The following is a 19,690-nucleotide window of genomic DNA, read 5'->3' on the forward strand; positions in this document are numbered from 1 at the left end:
GATTTCCGCATGCCTTGCTGGTTGTTGACATGACTTGCAGCAGTGACTACAATGAACGGCCCTGCAGCGGGTGGTGTCCTTCCGGTCGACACCGCGGAGATGTCTCCGTTTTCCGGACGATCACCCCTATCCGCTGAGCGCCCAACGGCGACACCCCCCCAAAGCTGGCACGAGATGCTCACGGGCAGTGATTGTCACTCCCTGGCAGTCAATGGTGCGGTTTTCTGCAATTCGACCCGGTTGGGCACTAAAGTTGGGCCTGCAGCCGGCTGATAGTATTGATCAGGTTCGGGGTGGTCCTGATGTCAGGATCCGACGACCTCTTCCCACGATGGCGCAACTGGCAGGCATGGCAGGATGAGTCTGCAATCGGGACTGGAGCTGCAGGAAGGAATTGCCCGCCTGGGAATCACGGCGGAGACTCTTTCCTCCCTCCAGCAGGCGCTGGAAAGTGGTCAGGACGATGCGGTTCTGGCCCGGCGCATCGAAGAATGCCCCGTGATCCATTGTCTGCTGCTGCAGTTGGCATCGGCCAGTTTCTATCGCAGCGCCACTCCCCTGATCAGCCTTCCGATGGCTCTGGGCCTGCTGGGTGAACGGTTCTCGCGCCAGTACCTGCACGGTCTGCTGCACAGTCTGCCGCGCCGTCAGACCCACCTCGGGGAAGCAGAACTGCGAGACGAACTGGCTCAGGCCGAGATCCGCATCCTGCCGGTCTGCGGCCGTGGCAGTCAGCCTCTGCTGCACTGTGTGCTCGTGCTCTGTCGTCTGGTGCCCCTGCTGGCCGGTGGCGACCATCACCCGAACCGTCTGCCCGAATGGCGCAGTTGGGGGCGCCTGTTGCTGGACCGCTGTGGCGCGCGCAACCTGCCTCCCCGGATCAGCGAGATCCTCTCCCGACTGGACAGCAACGCGGTGGAGGAAACCGATCCTGAACTGGCCGTGAATCTGGCCTTGCTGCAACTGGTGCTGGCCGTGAGCGTGGGGCAGGGCACCCGGCAATGCGAGCCGGGCATCTGGCGGCTGCTGGACCTGCCCGTCCAGCTGATGCAATCCCTTGCTGCAGGAGAGTCGAGCCGTGGCTGAACCCCGCGACCTGAGCCAGCAGATCGACGCCTGGTTGAGTGGCCTGGATCTCAGCGAGCCCGGTCAGGCCGAACTTGAGCGTCTGCTGCTGCGTGCCGAGCGTGACATTCGCAACCGCACGCGCCAGCAGCAGGAACTGCAGGGTGCCCTGGGCGAACTGATGGCGGCCTGCCGCCTCAAGATCCGCCAGCTCTCGCTCTGTCGCGACGTGACCGCCTTCCTGGCCAGCAGCCATTCCAGCGACCGCATCTTCAACCGCCTGCCCGTGATCCTGCGCAGCGCCTTTGACGCCGATGCCTGCTCCCTGCTGATGCTGGATCCCGAGCGCGAAGCCCTGGACTTCGTCGGGGCCGACATGGTCGATGGCCGGGTGGATCTGCGCGGCCAGCCGATTCCCCTCGGCGAGGGCATCGCGGGCTGGGTGGCCGTCAATCGCCGCAGCTGGCTGAGCGCGGATGTGACCCAGGACCCGCATTTCAAGACGCTTCCCGCCGCGGGCATCCGCCCGGGCAGCCTGCTCTGTGCTCCGCTGATCCTGGGTGACGCGCTGATCGGGGTGGTCAATCTGTCACACGGGCAGACCAACCACTTCGATGGCGAGGACGAGCGACTGCTGGCGCTGCTGGCCGACCAGGCCGCGGTGGCGATCAGCAACGCCCGCCTGGCCGAGGACTTCCGCCAGCGCATCCAGCGCAAGGCGCACGAGCTGGGCGAACTGCAGAACTTCTTCCAGAGCATCATGAACGCCAGCGATGATCTGATTCTGGTGCTGGATCCCCAGCGCCGGATCGTGCTGGCCTCGCAGGTCTCGCGCTCGCTGCTGGGGCTGGGCTCCGACGAGTTGGTGGGCAAGGGGCTGGAAAGCGTGATGGAGATCTCGGCCATGGCCGAGTCACTGCAGGACAGCCTGGAAGACATGACACCGGCCCGCGATCTGGACGTTCCCCTGAGGCATCGCTCGGGGCGCTCGCTGCATTCTTCGCTGAATGTGACACCGATCATCGCCGAGAACCGCGAGTTTCTGGGCTTCCTGCTGATCTTCCGCAGCATCGAACGGCGGATGAAGCATCACAGCCGGCTGACCGCGATGACCAATCGCCTCCAGGTGCTGTTCGATTCGGCCGTGGAACTTTCAAGCAGTCTGGAAGTGCCCGAAGTGCTGGCCGCCGTGCTGCATCGTGTGGTGGACCTGCTGGAAGGCAGCGAGGCACGCATCACGCTGCTCAGTTCCGACAGCCAGTGGCTGCTGCCCTGGAGTCCGGGTACGGGCGTGAATCCCGACGGGGCCGTGGCGGTGGACGAGAGTGCCGAAGGCATCGTGGTCAAACGCCAGCGTCCGCTGCTGCTGACGGGGCGCAATTCGATCCGTCAGTTCCTGCCCAGTTCGCCCGAGGATCTCAGCAGCCGGATCATGCTGCCCTTGCTGGTCAAGGACCAGGTGCTGGGTGTGCTGACCATCGACAGCCGGCGCGCCGAGCGCCAGTTCGACGAAGAAGACCAGAAACTGGCCACCACCTTCGCCACCCAGGCGGCACTTGCCATCGAGAATTCACGCCTCTACAGTTCCACGCGCGCCGAGACCCGACGTCTCACGGGGCTGCTGGAACTGTCGCGCGGTCTGCTGCCGGTGAAGAGTGCCCAGGAACACTTCGCCGAGCTGCTGCGCCGTGCTCCGGAGCTGAGCGGTGCGCTGGCGGTCAGCGGCTGGCTGCGGGGCCCGGATGGGCGACTGCATCTGATGGATCGCCCCCTGAGCGCACATCCTCTCGACTGTCCGATCGAGGAGCTGGACCCGGAGACCCGCGTGGATTCGATCCTGGAACAGGTGCTGTTCCAGGAGGAAGACGCCCGGATCTCGCTGGACGGTGAGACGGTGCCCGACTGGGTACCCTTGCCTGCGAACCAGGCGGGCATCAGCGTGCTGGCTGTTCCCGTGAGCGATTCGGGACATGTCTACGGCATGGTGCTGTTCTACTGGCGCCACCTGGATCACGGCCAGCCGCAGGACCTGAGCTTCGTGCGCCTGCTGATCCTGCAGACCGCCACCGCGCTCAAGAGCCGTGAGCTGCTGGCGGAGAATCGTGCCAGCCGCCTGTTCCTGCGGGAGGTCATCGGCGCCTCCAGTGATGCCATCGTGGTGGCCGACCGCCGTGGACGGATCACCCTGTTCAGCGAAGGTGCCTGCCGGATCACGGGACTCAGCGAAGAGCTGATGCTGGGCCATTTCGCGATTGAGCTCTATCCCGATGCCGAGCCGATTCTCAAGGCGCTGCGGCGCAGCCTGCGCGACCCCAGCAAGCATGTGCTGATCGAGACCGAACTGCTGGGCCTGAAGGGACGCCGGATTCCCGTGCAGCTCAGCATGGGGTGGATCCGGAGCGAAAAGGGACAGATCACCGGCATGATCGGCGTGGCCAAGGACATCACCGAGCAGCGCAAGCTTGAGCAGGCCCGTCTCGAATCCGATCGCCTCAAGGGCGTCGAGCAGATGGCCGTGACCGTCTCGGACCAGATCAACACCCCGCTGAGTGTTATTCTTGCGCACCTCGACCTGCTGGAAATGCAGCCCGGCAGCGAGAGTGACGCCGCGCTGAAATCCCGCACGGCGATCAGTGAGCAGGTACTGAAGATCAAACAGATTCTCGACCGCCTGAATTCCATGAAGAGAGTCCGGGTCAAGAAATACGGCATTCCCAACGTGCTGATGTATGATCTGGAAGAGAACTCGGGCGAGAAGGGGCAATGAGCGGACAGGCATGAGTACGAATTTCGGTGAGCTGGCGGTATCCGACAGGAAGGTGCTTGTGGTCGAGGACGACGATGACATGCGCGAAGTCCTTGACGCATACATGACGCTCTGTGGGTTCTCCGAGGTTCGGGCGGCCGCCAATGGCCAGGAGGCCTGGGAGATCTTCCGGGAGTTCGGTCCCCATCTGGTGATCACCGACCTGAACATGCCCGTGATGTCGGGATATGAGTTGATCAGTCTGATCCGCGGACAGGATCAGGAGGTCGCGATCATCGTCATCAGCGGATGGATCAAGGAAGACTTTCTGCCGATTCTGGAGCCGTACCGGGTGGAGGCCACCCTCTTCAAACCTTTCAAGATGCAGGTCATGAAAGAGGTGATTGCCCGGTTGTACCCAGCAGGAGATGCAGACGCATGAAGTCAATGCCCCGCATTCTGGTGATCGATGATCTGGAAGGCATCCGTGCCGCCCTCGTTGATTTTCTGGAATCGGAAGGATATGAGTGCCGTGCCGCCGTGGATGGCACCGAGGGCCTGACGCAGGCTCTGGACTGGAAACCCGACCTGGTGTTCCTGGATGTGTTCATGCCCGGAATCAACGGGCTGGAAGTGATCCGTCGCCTGCGTCAGGAAGACAATCGTACACCCGTGATCATCATCACGGCCTACGATCAGGATGAACTGGCGCGCGATCTGCTGGTGGCCGGAGCCACGGATTTCATTCGCAAACCCTGGGATTTCAGCTATCTCAAGCGCATGGTGGAAAGTTGCCTGGCGGTCAGGGAACCCTGAGAGCTTCGCCGTGTTTACCGCATCTTCCAACGGGCGACGGCCGGCTGCCGAGCCCGTTTGTCATTTGAAAGGACCTTCCGTGACCGGCAAGCTCATCCACGACCATACCGAGAAGTTGAACTCCAATCTGTTCCAGGACAATCGCGGCAACGAGACCTGGCGCATCTTCCGCATCATGAGTGAGTTCGTTGACGGCTTCGAAAGCCTCTGGCACATCGACCGCGCGGTCACGGTCTTCGGCAGTGCGCGCATCCACCCCGAGGATCCGCTGTACCGCGACGCCACCGAGATCACGCGCGGCCTGGGCGAACTGGGCTTCAGCATCATCACGGGAGGCGGGCCCGGCATCATGGAAGCCGCCAGCAAGGGCGGGTTCGAAAGTCCGGCCGAGTCCATCGGGGTCAACATCGAACTGCCCCACGAACAGCATTCCAATCCCTACCTGGACACGGTGGTCGATTTCCGCTACTTCTTCGTGCGCAAGGTGATGTTCGTGAAGTTCAGCAGTGGCTTCGTGATGATGCCCGGCGGCTTCGGCACTCTTGACGAGCTGTTCGAAGTGCTGACACTGATCCAGACCCAGAAAATCGAGAAAGTGCCGGTGGCCTTCTACAGCAGCGACTTCTGGGGGCCGCTGATCCAGTGGATGAAGGACCGCATGCTGGCCAATCGCCTGATCAGCCCCGAGGACCTGTCGCTCTTCGAAGTCTTCGACCGCCCCGAAGACGTGGTGAATTTCTTCCGCACACATCAGGCTGCCAAGGAGCCGGTCTCCGACGGGGGTGCGGTCAAGGCCTGAATGGTTCCTGCCCTGGAGCCCCCGGATTTACCCCTTGCCCGCCAGGGCGATTCGATGACTTTTAGCCGCCAATGAGCGACATTTCGCCCTCGCTCCCGGAGCTGTCTCGAGGCAGTGCACATTCCGGGGAGCGGGCTGGCCTCTCGTGGCCACTCAGCCGCCAATTCAGTTTTCGCTGCCTCTGCAGCGTACCCAGGAGGATGACATGAATTCACTCGAAGCCCTCGGCATGGTTGAAACCCGGGGTCTGGTTGGGGCGATCGAGGCAGCGGACGCCATGGTCAAGGCGGCCAAGGTGGAACTGCTGGGCCGTGAGCAGATCGGTGGCGGTTATGTCACCGTGATGGTCCGTGGAGATGTGGGCGCCGTCAAGGCCGCCACCGATGCCGGTGCCACCGCTGCCGAGAAGGTGGGCGAAGTGGTTTCCGTGCATGTCATTCCCCGTCCGCACGCCGAAGTTGAACTGATTCTGCCCAAGAAGGGCTGATCCGGGCCCTTCGGGGCACGGTGGGAGTCCATGTCCGGCACTCCCCTGAGGATCGCGAACCGGAAGACGGCCTGCCGTCTTCCGGTTTCCTGTCACACCGTACGCCCGCCCGAAGGCCAACCAGGAGGCTCGTGGCACACCCGGATCCCCCCCGCTCAGAACAGGCGATCGGCCTGCTGGAGACCCGTGGACTGGTGGCTGCCGTGGTCGCCTGCGATGCCATGCTCAAGACCTCGCAAGTCAGTCTGCTGCAGCAGCAGGTGACCCGACCTGCCCTGGTCACCATCTGCATCATGGGCGAAGTGGCCGCGGTCAACGAAGCTCTGGCCGCCGGAGCCCGTGCCGCCGCCCGCGTGGGCCCCGTGCTCAGTCGCCACCTGATTCCCCGCCCCACCAGCGCGACCCTCGACCTGCTCAGCCATCTGGCGCTGGATGTGCATGCTCTGGCCATCGATGCCCAGCGACCGCTGGCCAGCCTGAGCGTCTCGCGCCTGCGGGCTCTGGCCCGGGAACGGAGCGATTTCCCCCTCAGCGGCCGCGAGATTTCCCTGGCCAATCGCACCACCCTGCTTGCCCTGCTTGAGCCGCCAGAAGCAGCTGGATCCGGGGCGGACACTCCCGGCGAAAATGACCCGACTCCGGGAAGCCGGTGAGGGGCTTCGCACTGCGGCCGACCCGCTCCTTTGCTGGTGATATTGCACGATTTGGCCTACCTTTGGCAGGCGGCTGGCGGACACACCGGAGCCAGCCATATCCCCCGAGATTTCCGTGACCCGAAGGCTGGAAGGAGCAGGCATGTCCCCTCTGAATCAAAGGCTGGGAGCCCTTGCCCTGCTTCTGCTTGTCGGTGGCTCAGTCCAGGCCGGAACTCTGCCGCTCGAGGCACCCGCGGTGCGCGGTGAGCACGAGATCGTCTTCAAGCTCAGCGACGGCGTCATGGCCGCGACCGTGCGCGAATCAGGCCAGTATGTCAGCGCCGATGGCATGACTCTTGACTGCGTGCCAGCCTTGCCGCGCCTGCAGCATGATCCGCAGGGGCTGAACCGGATCCTGCGTCTGCCCTTCGTGTCCGATGAGCACAGGTCAAAGATCCTCGCGGGGCTGCAGCAGGACGCGCACGTCGAATGGGCCGAGATTCCGCCCGTGCGCCAGACCGACGTTGTGCCCAACGACAGCGACTGGGCCGAACTCTGGGCACTGCCCCACGTGGAAGCCCCGGCCGCCTGGGATGTGGCACAGTGCAACGGCGATGTGCTGCTGGCCATCGTGGACACGGGCACCCAGCTGGACCATCCCGACCTGGCCGCCAACATCCATACCAACACCGTTGAACTGAACGGCACCGCCGGGGTCGATGACGACCAGAACGGTTATGTGGACGATGTGCACGGCTACGATGTGCGCGACCACGACGCCGATCCGTCGCCCATGCCGGGTGATTCCTCCCACGGGACCCACACCTCAGGCACGGCCGCCTGCGTCACCAACAACGCCACGGGCGTGGCCTGCATCGCCTGGAATCCCCGCCTGCTGCCCGTGCGTGCCGGACACGCCAGCAGCATCACGGCCGGCATCGAGGGCATCTTCTACGCGTTCTCAAGCAATGCCCGTGTGATCAGCTGCTCCTGGGGGGGCGACAGTTACAGCTACTACGAGCAGAACGTGATCCAGGCCGCCCTGGAGGCGGGAAGTCTGGTGGTGGCGGCGGCGGGCAACAATGGCAACACGCTGCCGCACTATCCGGGCGCCTACGAGGGCGTGCTGAGCGTGGCCAGCGTGAACAGCACCGATGTACTCGCCTCCAGCAGCACACGCGGAGCCTGGGTCGACCTGACGGCCCCCGGAGTGAGCATCTGGTCCACCGTGAACAACAGCACCTACGGCACCAAGAGCGGCACATCCATGGCCACGCCCCAGGTGGCATCACTCTGTGCCCTGCTGTCCAGCACCCAGCCCTTCTACTCGCCGGCCCAGCTGCGCGAGCATGTGATCTTCACCTGTGACGACATTGATGCCCTCAACCCCGCACACAGCGGGGAACTGGGGCGCGGCCGGATCAATGCCCGGCGCGCACTGACCGAATCTCCCGCGACCATTGACCTGCGGGGCATCGTGCTGGACGACGCCAACGGCAACGGCATTCCCGATCTGGGCGAAGTGGTGGGCATCGACGCCAGCCTTGTGGTGGACATCGGGGCCCTGACCGGCATCCAGGCCGTGCTGAGCTGCGCCGACCCCCGGATCACGATCCAGGACGGCAGCAGCGCGTACGGCTCGCTCCAGTGGGGCCAGAGTTCCGCGGGTGATGGCTTTTCGGTGCAGATCGGCAACAGCATCCCCACCGGCACCCGGGTCGAGCTGCTGCTGAACATCACGGCCAACGGCGGGTTCAGCCATCGCGAAAGTTTTCCGCTGGTGGTCGCGCCCATCCACGCCTCCCACGACAACAGCAATCTGAACCTGACCGTCTCGTCACACGGAGCCATCGGCTACTACGATTTCGAGGATGACCAGGCCGTGGGGCAGGGGTTTCGCTGGCCGTCCGGAGGGGCCAACCACCTCTATGTGGGCAGCCTGCTGATCAGTCATCAGCCCAGCGGAATGGTCGCCGATGTGGCCAGCTATCTCAGCGGTCACGCCCCGGATTTCGCCCCGGTGCCCGGCAGTCTGATCACCCTCAGCGAGAACGGTGCCGAGCAGCGCATTTCCGCGTCCTTCAATGACAGTCCCATGGCCAGTCCGATCGGACTGGAAATCGATCTGGTCTCGCGCAGCCTGGACATGGCCGGAGTGGAAAACGGAGTGATCCTGGAGTACCAATTGCGCAATACGGGAGCCCAGACCCTCAGTGGCCTGCGTGCCGGCCTGTGGATGGACTTCGACGTCAATGGCACCTGGGCCAACGATACGGGCGGCTGGGATGCCGCACGGTCGCTGGGTTACATGACCGATGCGGGCAACCAGCATCTGGGTGTGAAACTGTTGTCCGATCCGGCGTCCAGCTACCGACTCTGCCGCTGGAACGACTGGTCCAGCGGTGGCCTGCAGGACGCAGAGATCCTGGCCTACGTGGAAGGTGGATTCGTGCAGACCCAGAGCACGGGCGCCGACGACTGGCAATGCTGCCTGGCCGGCCCCGCCTTCAGCCTGGCCCCCACTTCGGTGCGCACCGTGGTTTTCGCCCTGGTTGCCGGCGAATCATTGCAGGCACTGCAGCAGAATGCCGATGAACTTCAAAGCTGGTGGGAAGCCACGGACGTGGTGGCCCCCGAGCCGGAGCTTCCTCAGGATTTCGGTCTGGTTTCCATCCGGCCCAACCCGTTCAACCCGACTACCCGGATCGATCTGGACCTGAGCCACGGCACTCGGGTGGCGTGGGAAGTCCACGATCTGCAGGGCCGGCTGGTCCATGCTGCCGGTGCGAGTTTCCTGGCCGCGGGCAGCCATTCGCTGCCCGTGGATCTGGCCGGTTCGGCCAGTGGTGTCTACCTGCTGACTCTTCACCTCGACGACGAGTCACGCAATTACCGGATCACGCTGCTGAAATGACCCCGCCCGCGGGAACAGTCCCGCGGCCCAATGTGTGACAGGAACGATCATGCCCGACCGTCCGTTCTCCCGCGTCTCCGTTCTCCCGCGCTTCGTCGCGGGTCTCCTGCTGTGCCTGGGGCTGCCGCTGGGTGCGTCAGCACTGGAACTGTCGGGCACCCTCACGGCCGACCGCCGGGTCGGACCGGCCGATTCTCCGGTGACCGTGAGCAGCGAATTGATCGTGCCCGAAGGCATCACGCTGAGCATTGCGGCGGGAACCCGCTTCGAAATCGCACCCGGTACCAGCATCACGGTGAATGGCACCGTGCTGGCGCGCGGCGAGAAACGCGCGATGATCGAATTCGACTGCGCCACTCCGGGCGAGCTGTGGGGCAACCTGTCGATCCACGGTCAGAAGGATCTGCCCAGTTACGATGCCGACTGGCTGTTCCTCGAGGATTCGGGCAGCCTGCTTGACTGGTGCCGCTTCAGCCATGCGGGTCGGGTGGCCGATGTGGCCTACAACGGAGGCGCGGTCTATCTCAACGGTGCGGCGCCCTGCATCACCAACTGCGTTTTCGAGAACAACGAGTCCGACCGTTGCGGCGGCGTGCTGGCCTACAATTTTTCGCTGCCGCTGATTGCCGACTGCACCTTCGAGAACAACCGTGCCACCGTGGACGATGGTGGCGCGATCTACTGTTTCTTCTACAGTGATGCGGTCGTGCGTCAGAATTTCATCGTCAGCAACCGCGCGGGTCGCCATGGTGGCGGAATCTATGTGTCCAATTCCTCGCCCCTGATCGAAGCCAACGCCCTGATCGACAACGAAAGCGGGATGTACGGCGGGGCGATGTTCCTCTCGGGCAGTGATTCCCGAGTGCTGGAGAACGCGATTTTCGAGAACCGCAGTGCCGAGAAGGCCACCGGCATCGTGTTCCAGGCCGAGTGCAAGCCCGAGGTGCGTGGCAACAGCCTGCTCTCGGGTTCGGTGGAGGTGCTGGGCATGAACCTGGCGCGCGGACTGGATCTCAGCGGCAACTGGTGGGGCACCACCGACGAGATCGTGCTCAGCTCCAAGGTGCGTCAGGACAATGGGCGCGGCCGTGATGTCGAGGTGACGCTGCTGCCCTGCCTGGATCGGCCCACCGAGAACCTGATCACCCAGCCCGTGGAGATCCTGGGTCTGCAGGTGATGGCCTCGAGCGCCTGGAGCGACAGCTTGCGTTTCGACTTGGTGGACGGCGCGACCGTGCGTGTCCAGGTGAACGCCGTCGACCGCAACAAGTACGCGCCCGACCAGACCCCCGTGACCATCTCCGTGGTCGAGCGCCCCCAGCAGACCTTCAAGCTGATCCTTCAGGAAACCGGCAAGAACAGCGGGATCTTCCGTGCCCAGTTCCAGATCAGCGACAGCCTGAGCAACGTGAACAAAGGCCGCCTGAACGTGCATGTGGGCGAGCACGTGGCTTTCGCCAGCACCATGGACGAGACCAGGCGGGCCCTGTATTACGTGGACGAGCCCCGACCCGTGGTGCACGATCTGGCAATCACCAGCGATCCCGATCCGGAGCACATCGTCAGCCAGCGGCTCACGGTGGCCTGGCAGTTTTTCGATCTGCTGGAGCGGCGCCAGCAGGCCTGGGAGATCCAGGTGGCCCAGGACCGCAACTTCAGCGGCCCCCTGCTCTGGGATTCCGGAGCCAACGAGGCTGCGGCCGACCTGCGCAGCACGGCGTACGCGGGCTCGCCTCTGATCGATGGCGAGCGCTACTTCTTCCGGGTGCGCCTGCGGGCGGGCGGCAACTGGTCCGAATGGGAGACCTTCCTGGTGCGCTCCGAAGGTCCGCAGTACAGTTTCCGCCTGAACTCGCTGCCCAGCGTGCCCCTGCCGGTGAGTCCGGAAAACGACAGCATCCTGGCCGTGTTCCGGCCCCAGTTCAAGGTGCCGCCGGCCACCGACCGCGAAGGCGATGCGCTGAGCTGGGAGTTCCAGCTGGCCGAGGACGAAACCTTCGGGCGTATCGTGGCCTCCACGCGTGAAGGCGAACTGGCCTCACCCGAGTGGACCTGCCCCGTCGATCTCAAGGACAATGCGCGCTACTTCTGGCGTGTCCGGATTCACGATGGATTCGAGAGCACCGACTGGTCGCCCGTGCGCAGTTTCTGGCTCAACCCGGTGGAACAGGATCCTGCGCCCTTCGCTCTGCTGGGGCCGGAAGGGGATGTGGCCGATGTGCTGCCCGAATTCCGCTGGCAGTTGTCGACGGACCCCGACCCCAAGGCGAGCATCGCCTACCGTTTCGTGCGGGCCGACAACGCCGCTCTCAGCAGCGCGCGCCGCGATGAGGCTCCCAGCAGCGGAAGTTACCGTGACACGGCGGAACTGCCCAACCGTGCACCGGTCTGGTGGGCCATCGAAGCGGTGGACAACAGCGGGCGGGTCACGCGCAGCCAACAGATCTTCCGCCTTCAGGCGGATACCACCCCCAGTTCACCGGGGCTGCAGTTCCCGCGCGACGAGGAAATCATGGGCAACCAGGCGCTGCGACTGGCAGAGTCGGTGGACCCCTGGCCCCAGGACTTGCTGCTGTACACCGTGGAGATTTCCGGGGACGGCCAGTTCAATCCGCCACTGATCAGACTGGACAAGCGTCCCTTTGCCGAACTGCGTGACACATCCCTGGACGCCTGGCCCGAGAGCGCGAAGCTGCAGGACAACCAGAGCTACCACTGGCGTGCACGGGCCACCGACAATCACGGGGCGCAGTCGGCCTTCAGTGAGACGGCCCTCTTCTGGTTCAACCGGCGCAACGATCCGCCCACGCTGCCCGGCAAGCCCTTCCAGCCCAGTGGGGGAGTGGAACTGGCCGAGCAGCCCGTGCTGAGCTGGGGTGCGTCCACGGACCCGGATCACAGCGACCCGGTCAGCGGCATCACCTATTCGGTGCAGGTCTGCACCGATCCCACCTTCGTGGGCAGTCTGGTCGAGCATTCGGTGGTGGGCGTCAACCGCCTGAGTCTGGCGCCCGGCGAACTGTCTGACAATACACGCTGGTACTGGCGTGTGCGGGCCAGCGACGATCAGCAGGAAAGCGCCGGCTGGAGCGAGGTCCAGAACTTCGTGACCAATGCCCGGCCCGATCCGCCCGCGCCCTTCGCCATCACCAGTCCACGCGCGGGTGAAGCCAGCTGGCGCCTGGATGGCGTGGACCTGGCCTGGTCCGCCAGCAGCGATCCGGATTTCGGCAGCAGCCTGAGCTACCGTTGGGTGCTGGCCAGGGACGAGGGCCTCAAGCAGGTGGTGGCAGAGGGAACGGGAACCGAAACCAGCGTCGCCATCCGCAAGCCCATCGAGAATGGGACACCCTACTGGCTGGGTGTGAGTGCCATTGACAACACGGGCCTGAAGACAGCCGCCGCGCCGGTGGCCTGGTCCTCGGACAGCCGGCCCAGCGCGCCCGTACTGCAGAGCACGGGAGCCGATCTGGAGCTGGTGCCCGGTGACAAGCTGAGCTGGTCGGCCTCGCAGGACCCGGACCCCCAGGATCGGGTGGAGTACCGTGTGACGATCACCGAGGTCGGCGGCAGCCGAGCCCTGGTCAACGCCAGCGGCCTGATGTCGATCAGTCCCCAGCTGGACAGATTGCCCGGCGGGAACACCCTCAAGGATGACACCCAGTACAACTGGACCGTGACCGCCCGTGATTCCCACGGTCTGGAGGCCACCTCGGAAACGGGCAGCTTCTGGATGAATACGGGCAACGACGCCCCCACGGCTCCGACCTTCAGCGGCAGCCCCGTCGAAGGCAGCACCCAGAGCACCACGGCCGTGCAGTTCAGCTGGACGGCCGCCAGCGATCCGGATCACAGCGATCCGCCGGCGACCCTGTCGTACCAGCTGCAGCTCGCCGTGGACAAATCCTTCGCCTCGCCGCGCAATCAGGCGGTTCCCGCCGGCGTGCTGAGCGCGAGCAGCGAATTGTCGGACAACAGCCGCTGGTTCGCGCGTGTGCGCGCCGTCGACCGTGCTGGCAGTTCCTCGCCCTGGAGTGCGGTCATCAGTTTCGTGGTGAACACGCGTGAAGATCCACCCACGGCGCCACGGATCCAGCAACCCGCTCGCAGTGCACGCCTGGTCAAGCTGGACCGTCTCAACGTGGAGTTCGAAGCCTCCACCGATCCGGATCTTGGCAGCAGCGTGAGCTATCGGCTGGAACTGCTCGACCAGGCAGGCAAGGTGCTGACCAGCACTCCCACGACCGCCACCAGCAAGAACTGGCAGACAGCCCTCACCAATCGTGGGGAGTACCAACTGCGAGTGATCGCCGTGGACAACACGGGGCTTGAAACCGCCAGCACCACCCAGGGATTTTCGGTGGATACGACCCCGGGCTCGGTGCAGATTTCCGGGCGCGAAGGCGAGATCCTTGGCCGCGATGGCCGCCTGCTCTGGGCCGAGGCCGTGGATCCCGATCCCGATGATGTGCTGTCATACGAAGTCGAACTGGATCGCAGCCGGGCGTTCGGCACTCCCGTGAAGATCAGCAGCCGCGAGGCCAAGGTCTCGTTGTCCAGTTTCAATGCACAGGCCCTTGCCGAGAATCAGGAACACCTGGTTCGTGTGCGTGCCGTGGACAGCAATGGAATCACGGGTGACTGGAGTCCCGCGTTCTCCTTCATCTACAACGCCCGCAACGAAGCGCCCACGGCCTGTGAATTGCGCAGCCCCGCCGACGGTGTCACCCTGCCCTCCAGCCAGAGCTTCAGCTGGAGCGCCGCCAGCGATCCTGACCCAGAAGATCGTGTCAGCTACCGCCTGGAACTGCGCATGACCGAGGCGATCGGTGACGCTGCTCTGGCCAGCCCGCAGAACTTCAACACCACCGACACCTTCCAGTCGGTCACCCTGGACCAGCAGGGCACCTGGAGCTGGACGGTCGTCAGCATCGACGCCGCCGGTCTCGAGACACGCAGCGCGAGCCGACGTCTGGTGATCTCCACGCCCTGACACTCATCGAACAGCCTTCGTCATCGGCCCCGCACTGCGGGGCCGTTTCTTTTTAGGTGCCGCATCGGATTGCGCGTCGGGTGGCACGACGGGTGGCACGGGGGGTGGCACGGCGGGTGGCGCTCTGCCGGATCTGGATGGGGAACGCAGCCTGATGCACGACCGTCAGGATATTCTGACAGTCGGTTGACAGCAATGCGAAGAATGCGCCGGGTGCCGGATCCTGAGTGTGGCGGGCAGGTTGAATTGTCCTGTCACACAACAGGAGGAACGACGTGGATCGCAAGACGCAACGCACCCAGGATGCCCGGCGCGACGGAGCCCGGGGCGAAGACATCGCCCTGGCCTGGTTCCAGACTCAGGGGTATCTGTTGATCGCCCGCAACCTGCGCCTGCGCTGGGCGGGGGAACTGGATCTGATACTGCACCGGGACAGCACGCTTCACGTTGTCGAAGTGAAGACCGTGGGCCCCTTCAGCCGCAGCCGCGTGCATGACCCTTTGCTGTACTACGGCCTGCCCCAGCTTGCCCGCCTGCGTCGTACTCTTGGCTTGTGGTTGCAGGATTCGCGCAGTCGCAGCATGGCTCCGCACTGGACCGACCTGTCCGTGGACCTGTGCACGGTGGACCAGCGCCAGGCACCACCACTGATCCGCCATGTGCGTTCGATCCTTCCTCCCGAAGACTTCTGAGCGTCGCGGACTTCGGAATTCCGTCGTGAATTCCAGAATCGATCAGCGCGCAGGGCACGCAAGTCCCGTGTTCGCGCCGTCCGCGAGTGGCCCCCTCTTTGCGGATTCCCCGCATGGAACTGACTCACAGGACACGCGGTGTGATGCCGCTGACGGATGCCTTCGCCGTGCGGTTTGCCGTCTGGCTGGGGCTGGCCTGGATTCTTGCCCGAGTGGTCGAGGGCTGGTTGCAGGACTGGACAGGCTGGGCGCTGGTTCTGGGGCCACCGGCCTGTCTGCTCGCCATCGGTTTGGGCGAGCGACCTGGTGCGCGGATTCTGCTGGCTCTGTGTCTGGTCTGTGTCCTGGCTCTGCCGGAATCGCGACTCCGTCTTGCGGGGCATGCTCCCCGCCAGGCGTTGCTGCTTCAGGAGATCGGGCGCGAAAGCGCACCCCGTCAACGCCAGTACCGATATCTGCGACTCTGGCTTGTCGATTCTCTCGGGCATTGTGTGCCATCCGGACGCGTGCTCGAGTCCCATGACATGAGCGAGCCGCGTGCGAGGGAATCCACCCTGCTGCTGCCACCACATGCACCGGGTCAGGCGGCCAGGCTGCTGGCTCGCCCTCCGGTGAATCCGGGTGGATTCGACGAGGTGGGCTGGCTGACCCGGCTCTCCTGTGAGGCGCGCCTGGCTGCGAGTGGGCTGGATCAGGCCCGGGCCATGGCGCCGGACACGGGGCCGCCCATGCTCTGGCAGGACCGGCTCGAGAATCTGCGGCTTGCCGCTCGTCACACGGTGAGCATGCGCATCCGGCGTCAGCTGAGCCCCGAGACGGGCGCGTTCCTCGTGTCCCTGATGCTCGGGGATCGCAGCGGCCTCGATCGCGAGCGCCTGGCGGGATGGCGTGCCAGTGGTCTGGCGCACCTGCTGGCGCTCTCGGGTCTGCATGTGGGCTTGCTGGCCGGACTGCTGCTGCAGACCCTCGGGCTGCTGCGCGTTCCGCGCCTGGGCCGGGAAGGGGCGCTGTTGTGCTTCCTGATCGGATATGTCTGGCTGGTGGGGGCGCCCGCATCCGTGGTGCGAGCTTCCAGCATGGCCATGCTGCTGTTGCTGGCGCGCCGTCTCGAGCGGGGACAGCCCTTGTTGCTGGTACTGCTGCTCTGTGCCGAGGTCCAGTTGCTGCTGCAGCCAGGTCAGTTGCTCCAGGCTGGCTTCCTGCTTTCCTACCTGGCCGTCGCGGCCCTGGCTCTTGGTCTGGGAAATGGTGAATCCACCCGGCACCGCCCGCGGGCCCGTATCCGGCGATTGGGGCGGTCCCTGCTGCTGGCCGCCCGGACCAGTCTCACGGTGACCCTCTTCACCGCAGGCGTGACACTTCATTTCTTCGGTCGCCTGCCTCTGGGGGGCATCGCACTGAATCTGCTGGCGATTCCCGCCTGCGGGGTCGTGCTCTCCACGGGCGTGTTGCACACGGTTGTCGCGCTTCCCGGAAATCCATTGCCGGCCCTGCTTGAGACGGGTGTCTGGTTCCTGGATCGTCTGGCCCTGCTGGGTGCGGATCCACGGTCGCACATCCTCTGGAAGCCCTCAGGTGCCGTCTCGCTCTGGCTCGGTGTGCTGCCCTTCATCGTGCTGCTCATGCGGGGGCGACTCCAGCGCGCGTTGATCGTCTGTGGGATTTCGGGTTGCCTCCTGGCTCTGGGGCTGAAACTTCGGACACTGCACCGCCCCGAGTCTCTGGAGCTGCTGGCGCTTGATGTGGATCAGGGCGACGCGACCCTGCTGCTGGCTCCTGGAGGGGAACGGGTCCTCGTGGACGCTGGTGTGCGCAGCGCGCACCGGGACATGGGTCTGCGCCTGTTGCCCGTGCTGGCCCGGGAGGCCCCGGAGGGTCTGGACTGGCTCGTGCTGACCCACCCGGATGCGGATCACATCGGCGGAGCACTTTCCTTGCTGCGCAACCTGCCCGTCAGGGCCGTGCTTTACAATGGAGAATGGCGCAGGAATGCCCTGTGTGACAGCCTGCGCATGGTCTGCGATTCCCTTGGTCTGTCTCCGCGCCGGGCCCGCCCCGGCATGCAGTTGGCGCGGGACCCGCGCTGGCGCCTGCGCGTGCTGGGTCCACCCGCGGGGACACTCCTGCCCGAAGGCAATGAGCGCAGTGTGGTCCTGCGTGTCGAGCACGGATTACACGCGGCCTTGCTCGCCGGCGATGCGGGTCTGCCGGCCGAGACCTGGTTGCTGGCGTGGGGCCCCCTGCTGGAGAGTCAGGTGCTCAAGCTGGGGCATCACGGTTCGCGCCACAGCAGCTCTCCCGCCTGGCTGGATGCCGTGTCGCCCGAGCTCTGCCTGGTGAGCTGCGGACGCCGCAACCGCTACGGCCACCCCAGCCCCGAGGTACTCCAGCGTTGCCGCGACCGGGGAGCCAGAATCCTGCGCAGCGACCACAGGGCGGCCATCTGGTTGAGATTCGATCGGCAGGGAATCCGTGAACTGAACTGGCCGGGGCGTCCCGCGGGTCCTCTGTTTCACAGTCGTCATCCACAGGAGGAAGAATGAACGCACATGTCGTCCTGACCATGTTGCTGGTCTGGGCCGGAGGACCCGTGCTGCAGGCGGCCACACTTTGCTGGGAACCCTGGCGCGAGATCCAGCAAAGCACTGCCGGCTGGTGTGCGCGGGGAGATACGCACATCGTTGTGGCCCATGGATCACGCGATCTCTGGACTCTGGCTGCCCCCGGCCAGTTGCTGGGCCTGGCCGTGACTCCCGCCGAGCCGGACAGTCCGTGGGGCATCTTCAGGGACGGACGCTGGCGGCAGGCGGTCGCCGGACACTGGCAGGCCAGCTGGCAGGCGGGGGAGTCCTGCACGGGCGTGATCACACGGGCCGATGGCAACGGGCTTCGGGCCTGGGCTATGGTGCCCGGGGGCGTGCAGGAACTGCGCATCGAGCAACGACCGCGACTGCTGGGATTGCTGGAGCTGCCGGGACCCGCGGGAGACGCCCTGCGCACGGATGGGGTGAACCGTATCTGGGTGCGCCGCGGACAGGTCCTGTACACTCCAGAGGGCGGGCGGATGCAAGAAGCCGGAAGGTTGCCCGCCTCGGTCCTGGAGTGGGGTGTCTCCGCCGGGCATGTCTGGATCCTCGAACAGAACGGCCGCCTGCGACCACTTGAGCGCGAGCGTCCCGTGCCCGGTGGCCTGCCGCGCTTCGTCCAAGCATGGCCGACCGAGAATGGCCTGTGGCTGGACACGGGCGATGGGCAACTCTGGGAGTTGGCTGCGGGTCTCATCCGACGACTTCCGGATCTGGTGCGACACGGTGAACGATTGTTGCCCGGAGCCAACGGATTGCTCGTGCTTGAAGAGGAGAGTACGCGCCGCATCGTTGCGGAATCATTGGGGCATTGGCAGCTGCAGCGATCGCTGGATCGCCCGCCGGAGCTGGTGGACCGCTGGCTGCGGGGCCGGCGTGAATGGCGACTCTGCCGCGACGGCAACCTGCTGTTGCTGGATTCCGGCCAGCCAAGACTGCTCGAACGTGATCCTGACCCTCTGGGTCTGGTCTTTGCCGGCGCCGGTCCCATTCGCGTGGGGGCTCACGGCTACAGCGCCTGGAGCTGGCAGGGCGAGCTGCTTGGCCAGGGTGTGCTGCACTCGGCGAGTGCGGCGGTCGGCCTCGAAGACCACGCGCTGGTGATCCACGGCAACTCGCTGCTGGTGCTGGACACCATCGAAGAGGCTCCGGACAGTGTGGCGGGAATTGGCTTGCATGTCTCCGGGGACCTGGCACTGGATTCCCGTTGGGGAGTCGTGCGCCTGGGACAGCGCCTGGAATTGCTTGATCTGGAGATTCCCTGGATGCCGCGCAGCCTGGGGCTGTGGCGTGTGCCAGCCGTTGACGGGGAGATGCTGATCCTCGAAGATCGCCTGCTGATCGCCCATGAAACGGACATCGAGGCCTTCGATCTGGGACCGACGGGAATTCATGCCAGCAGTGATCCATGGGTGCACCAGGGCTGTCTGCATTTCTGCCGACGCGGTCCGGATCGCCTGCTGAGCATTGACTCACGCGGGCGACTTCGGCAGATGCGGCTGGTTGGCAATCTGCCCCATCACATCGAATGGGAAGAGGAGGTGCCCTTGGTGGGCCGCCTGAGCATTCAGCGGGACAGCCTGCGAATTCTCGGCCCGGGTGGTGCACTGGATTGGCCATTGCCGACGCTTTCCACCGCTCCCGATGTGCTGCCGCTTGCCCGCGAACAGCCGCGGCAGATCACGCCGCGTCTGACCCGGCAAGGGACAGGCTGGGTCCTGAATGTCCGGGAGTTCAGTCAGCAAAGTCTGAGTGTCGAGCTGATCGATCTGCGGGGTGCTCGCCACGGCCGCTGGACGCTGTTGCCGCAGCAACGGGAGCTTGAGATCCCGGGCAACGGGCTGGCGCGAGGATTCTATCTGGTGTGGGTCACGGATGGGGCGGGCAGGCGGTGGGCGGGAAAACTTGGAAACATCGGAGCGGCAATGCCCTGAAATGGAACCGGGGGTGGACCAACG

Annotated in this window: 12 protein-coding genes; all 12 read left to right on the top strand. The window is 65.0% G+C overall.

Annotated elements, in window-relative coordinates; genetic code table 11:
• Nucleotides 1-357: 357 nt before the first annotated feature.
• The 12 genes from H6678_05695 to H6678_05750 all read left to right on the top strand — a co-directional run bounded on the left by H6678_05695 (nucleotide 358) and on the right by H6678_05750 (nucleotide 19,666).
• A complete protein-coding gene (locus H6678_05695) occupies nucleotides 358-1,086 on the top strand; it encodes a hypothetical protein (GenBank protein ID MCB9473284.1) in 729 nt (242 codons plus the stop codon).
• Nucleotides 1,079-3,832, top strand: a complete 2,754-nt coding sequence (locus tag H6678_05700) for a GAF domain-containing protein (protein MCB9473285.1) — start codon at nucleotides 1,079-1,081, stop codon at nucleotides 3,830-3,832. Before H6678_05695 ends, H6678_05700 begins: the two co-directional genes overlap by 8 nt.
• A 10-nt stretch (nucleotides 3,833-3,842) precedes the next feature.
• Nucleotides 3,843-4,253 (top strand): response regulator, encoded by a 411-nt coding sequence (locus H6678_05705; GenBank protein MCB9473286.1) that lies wholly within the window; start codon nucleotides 3,843-3,845, stop codon nucleotides 4,251-4,253.
• Nucleotides 4,250-4,627: a response regulator gene (locus H6678_05710; protein ID MCB9473287.1), complete on the top strand. Its 378-nt coding sequence runs from the start codon at nucleotides 4,250-4,252 to the stop codon at nucleotides 4,625-4,627. The genes H6678_05705 and H6678_05710 overlap by 4 nt, the downstream gene beginning before the upstream one ends.
• A gap of 175 nt (nucleotides 4,628-4,802) precedes the next feature.
• The gene (locus H6678_05715) at nucleotides 4,803-5,426 is read left to right on the top strand and encodes a TIGR00730 family Rossman fold protein (GenBank protein MCB9473288.1); all 624 of its coding nucleotides are present in this window, start codon (nucleotides 4,803-4,805) and stop codon (nucleotides 5,424-5,426) included.
• Nucleotides 5,427-5,631: 205 nt separating this feature from the next.
• Entirely contained in the window at nucleotides 5,632-5,913 is a 282-nt protein-coding gene (locus H6678_05720; GenBank protein MCB9473289.1) for a BMC domain-containing protein, read from the top strand.
• Nucleotides 5,914-6,044: 131 nt separating this feature from the next.
• Nucleotides 6,045-6,566: a BMC domain-containing protein gene (locus H6678_05725; protein MCB9473290.1), complete on the top strand. Its 522-nt coding sequence runs from the start codon at nucleotides 6,045-6,047 to the stop codon at nucleotides 6,564-6,566.
• A gap of 142 nt (nucleotides 6,567-6,708) precedes the next feature.
• Nucleotides 6,709-9,462: a S8 family serine peptidase gene (locus H6678_05730; GenBank protein MCB9473291.1), complete on the top strand. Its 2,754-nt coding sequence runs from the start codon at nucleotides 6,709-6,711 to the stop codon at nucleotides 9,460-9,462.
• 49 nt (nucleotides 9,463-9,511) lie between these two features.
• Nucleotides 9,512-14,455: a right-handed parallel beta-helix repeat-containing protein gene (locus tag H6678_05735; GenBank protein ID MCB9473292.1), complete on the top strand. Its 4,944-nt coding sequence runs from the start codon at nucleotides 9,512-9,514 to the stop codon at nucleotides 14,453-14,455.
• Nucleotides 14,456-14,730: 275 nt separating this feature from the next.
• A complete protein-coding gene (locus H6678_05740) occupies nucleotides 14,731-15,147 on the top strand; it encodes a YraN family protein (GenBank protein ID MCB9473293.1) in 417 nt (138 codons plus the stop codon).
• 113 nt (nucleotides 15,148-15,260) lie between these two features.
• On the top strand, nucleotides 15,261-17,690 hold the full coding sequence (locus tag H6678_05745) for a DNA internalization-related competence protein ComEC/Rec2 (protein MCB9473294.1): 2,430 nt from the start codon (nucleotides 15,261-15,263) through the stop codon (nucleotides 17,688-17,690).
• The gene (locus H6678_05750; GenBank protein MCB9473295.1) at nucleotides 17,687-19,666 is read left to right on the top strand and encodes a hypothetical protein; all 1,980 of its coding nucleotides are present in this window, start codon (nucleotides 17,687-17,689) and stop codon (nucleotides 19,664-19,666) included. Before H6678_05745 ends, H6678_05750 begins: the two co-directional genes overlap by 4 nt.
• Nucleotides 19,667-19,690 lie beyond the last annotated feature (24 nt).

The organism is Candidatus Delongbacteria bacterium (genome assembly GCA_020634015.1).
In the GTDB taxonomy this organism is placed as follows: Bacteria; CAIWAD01; CAIWAD01; order CAIWAD01; family CAIWAD01; genus JACKCN01.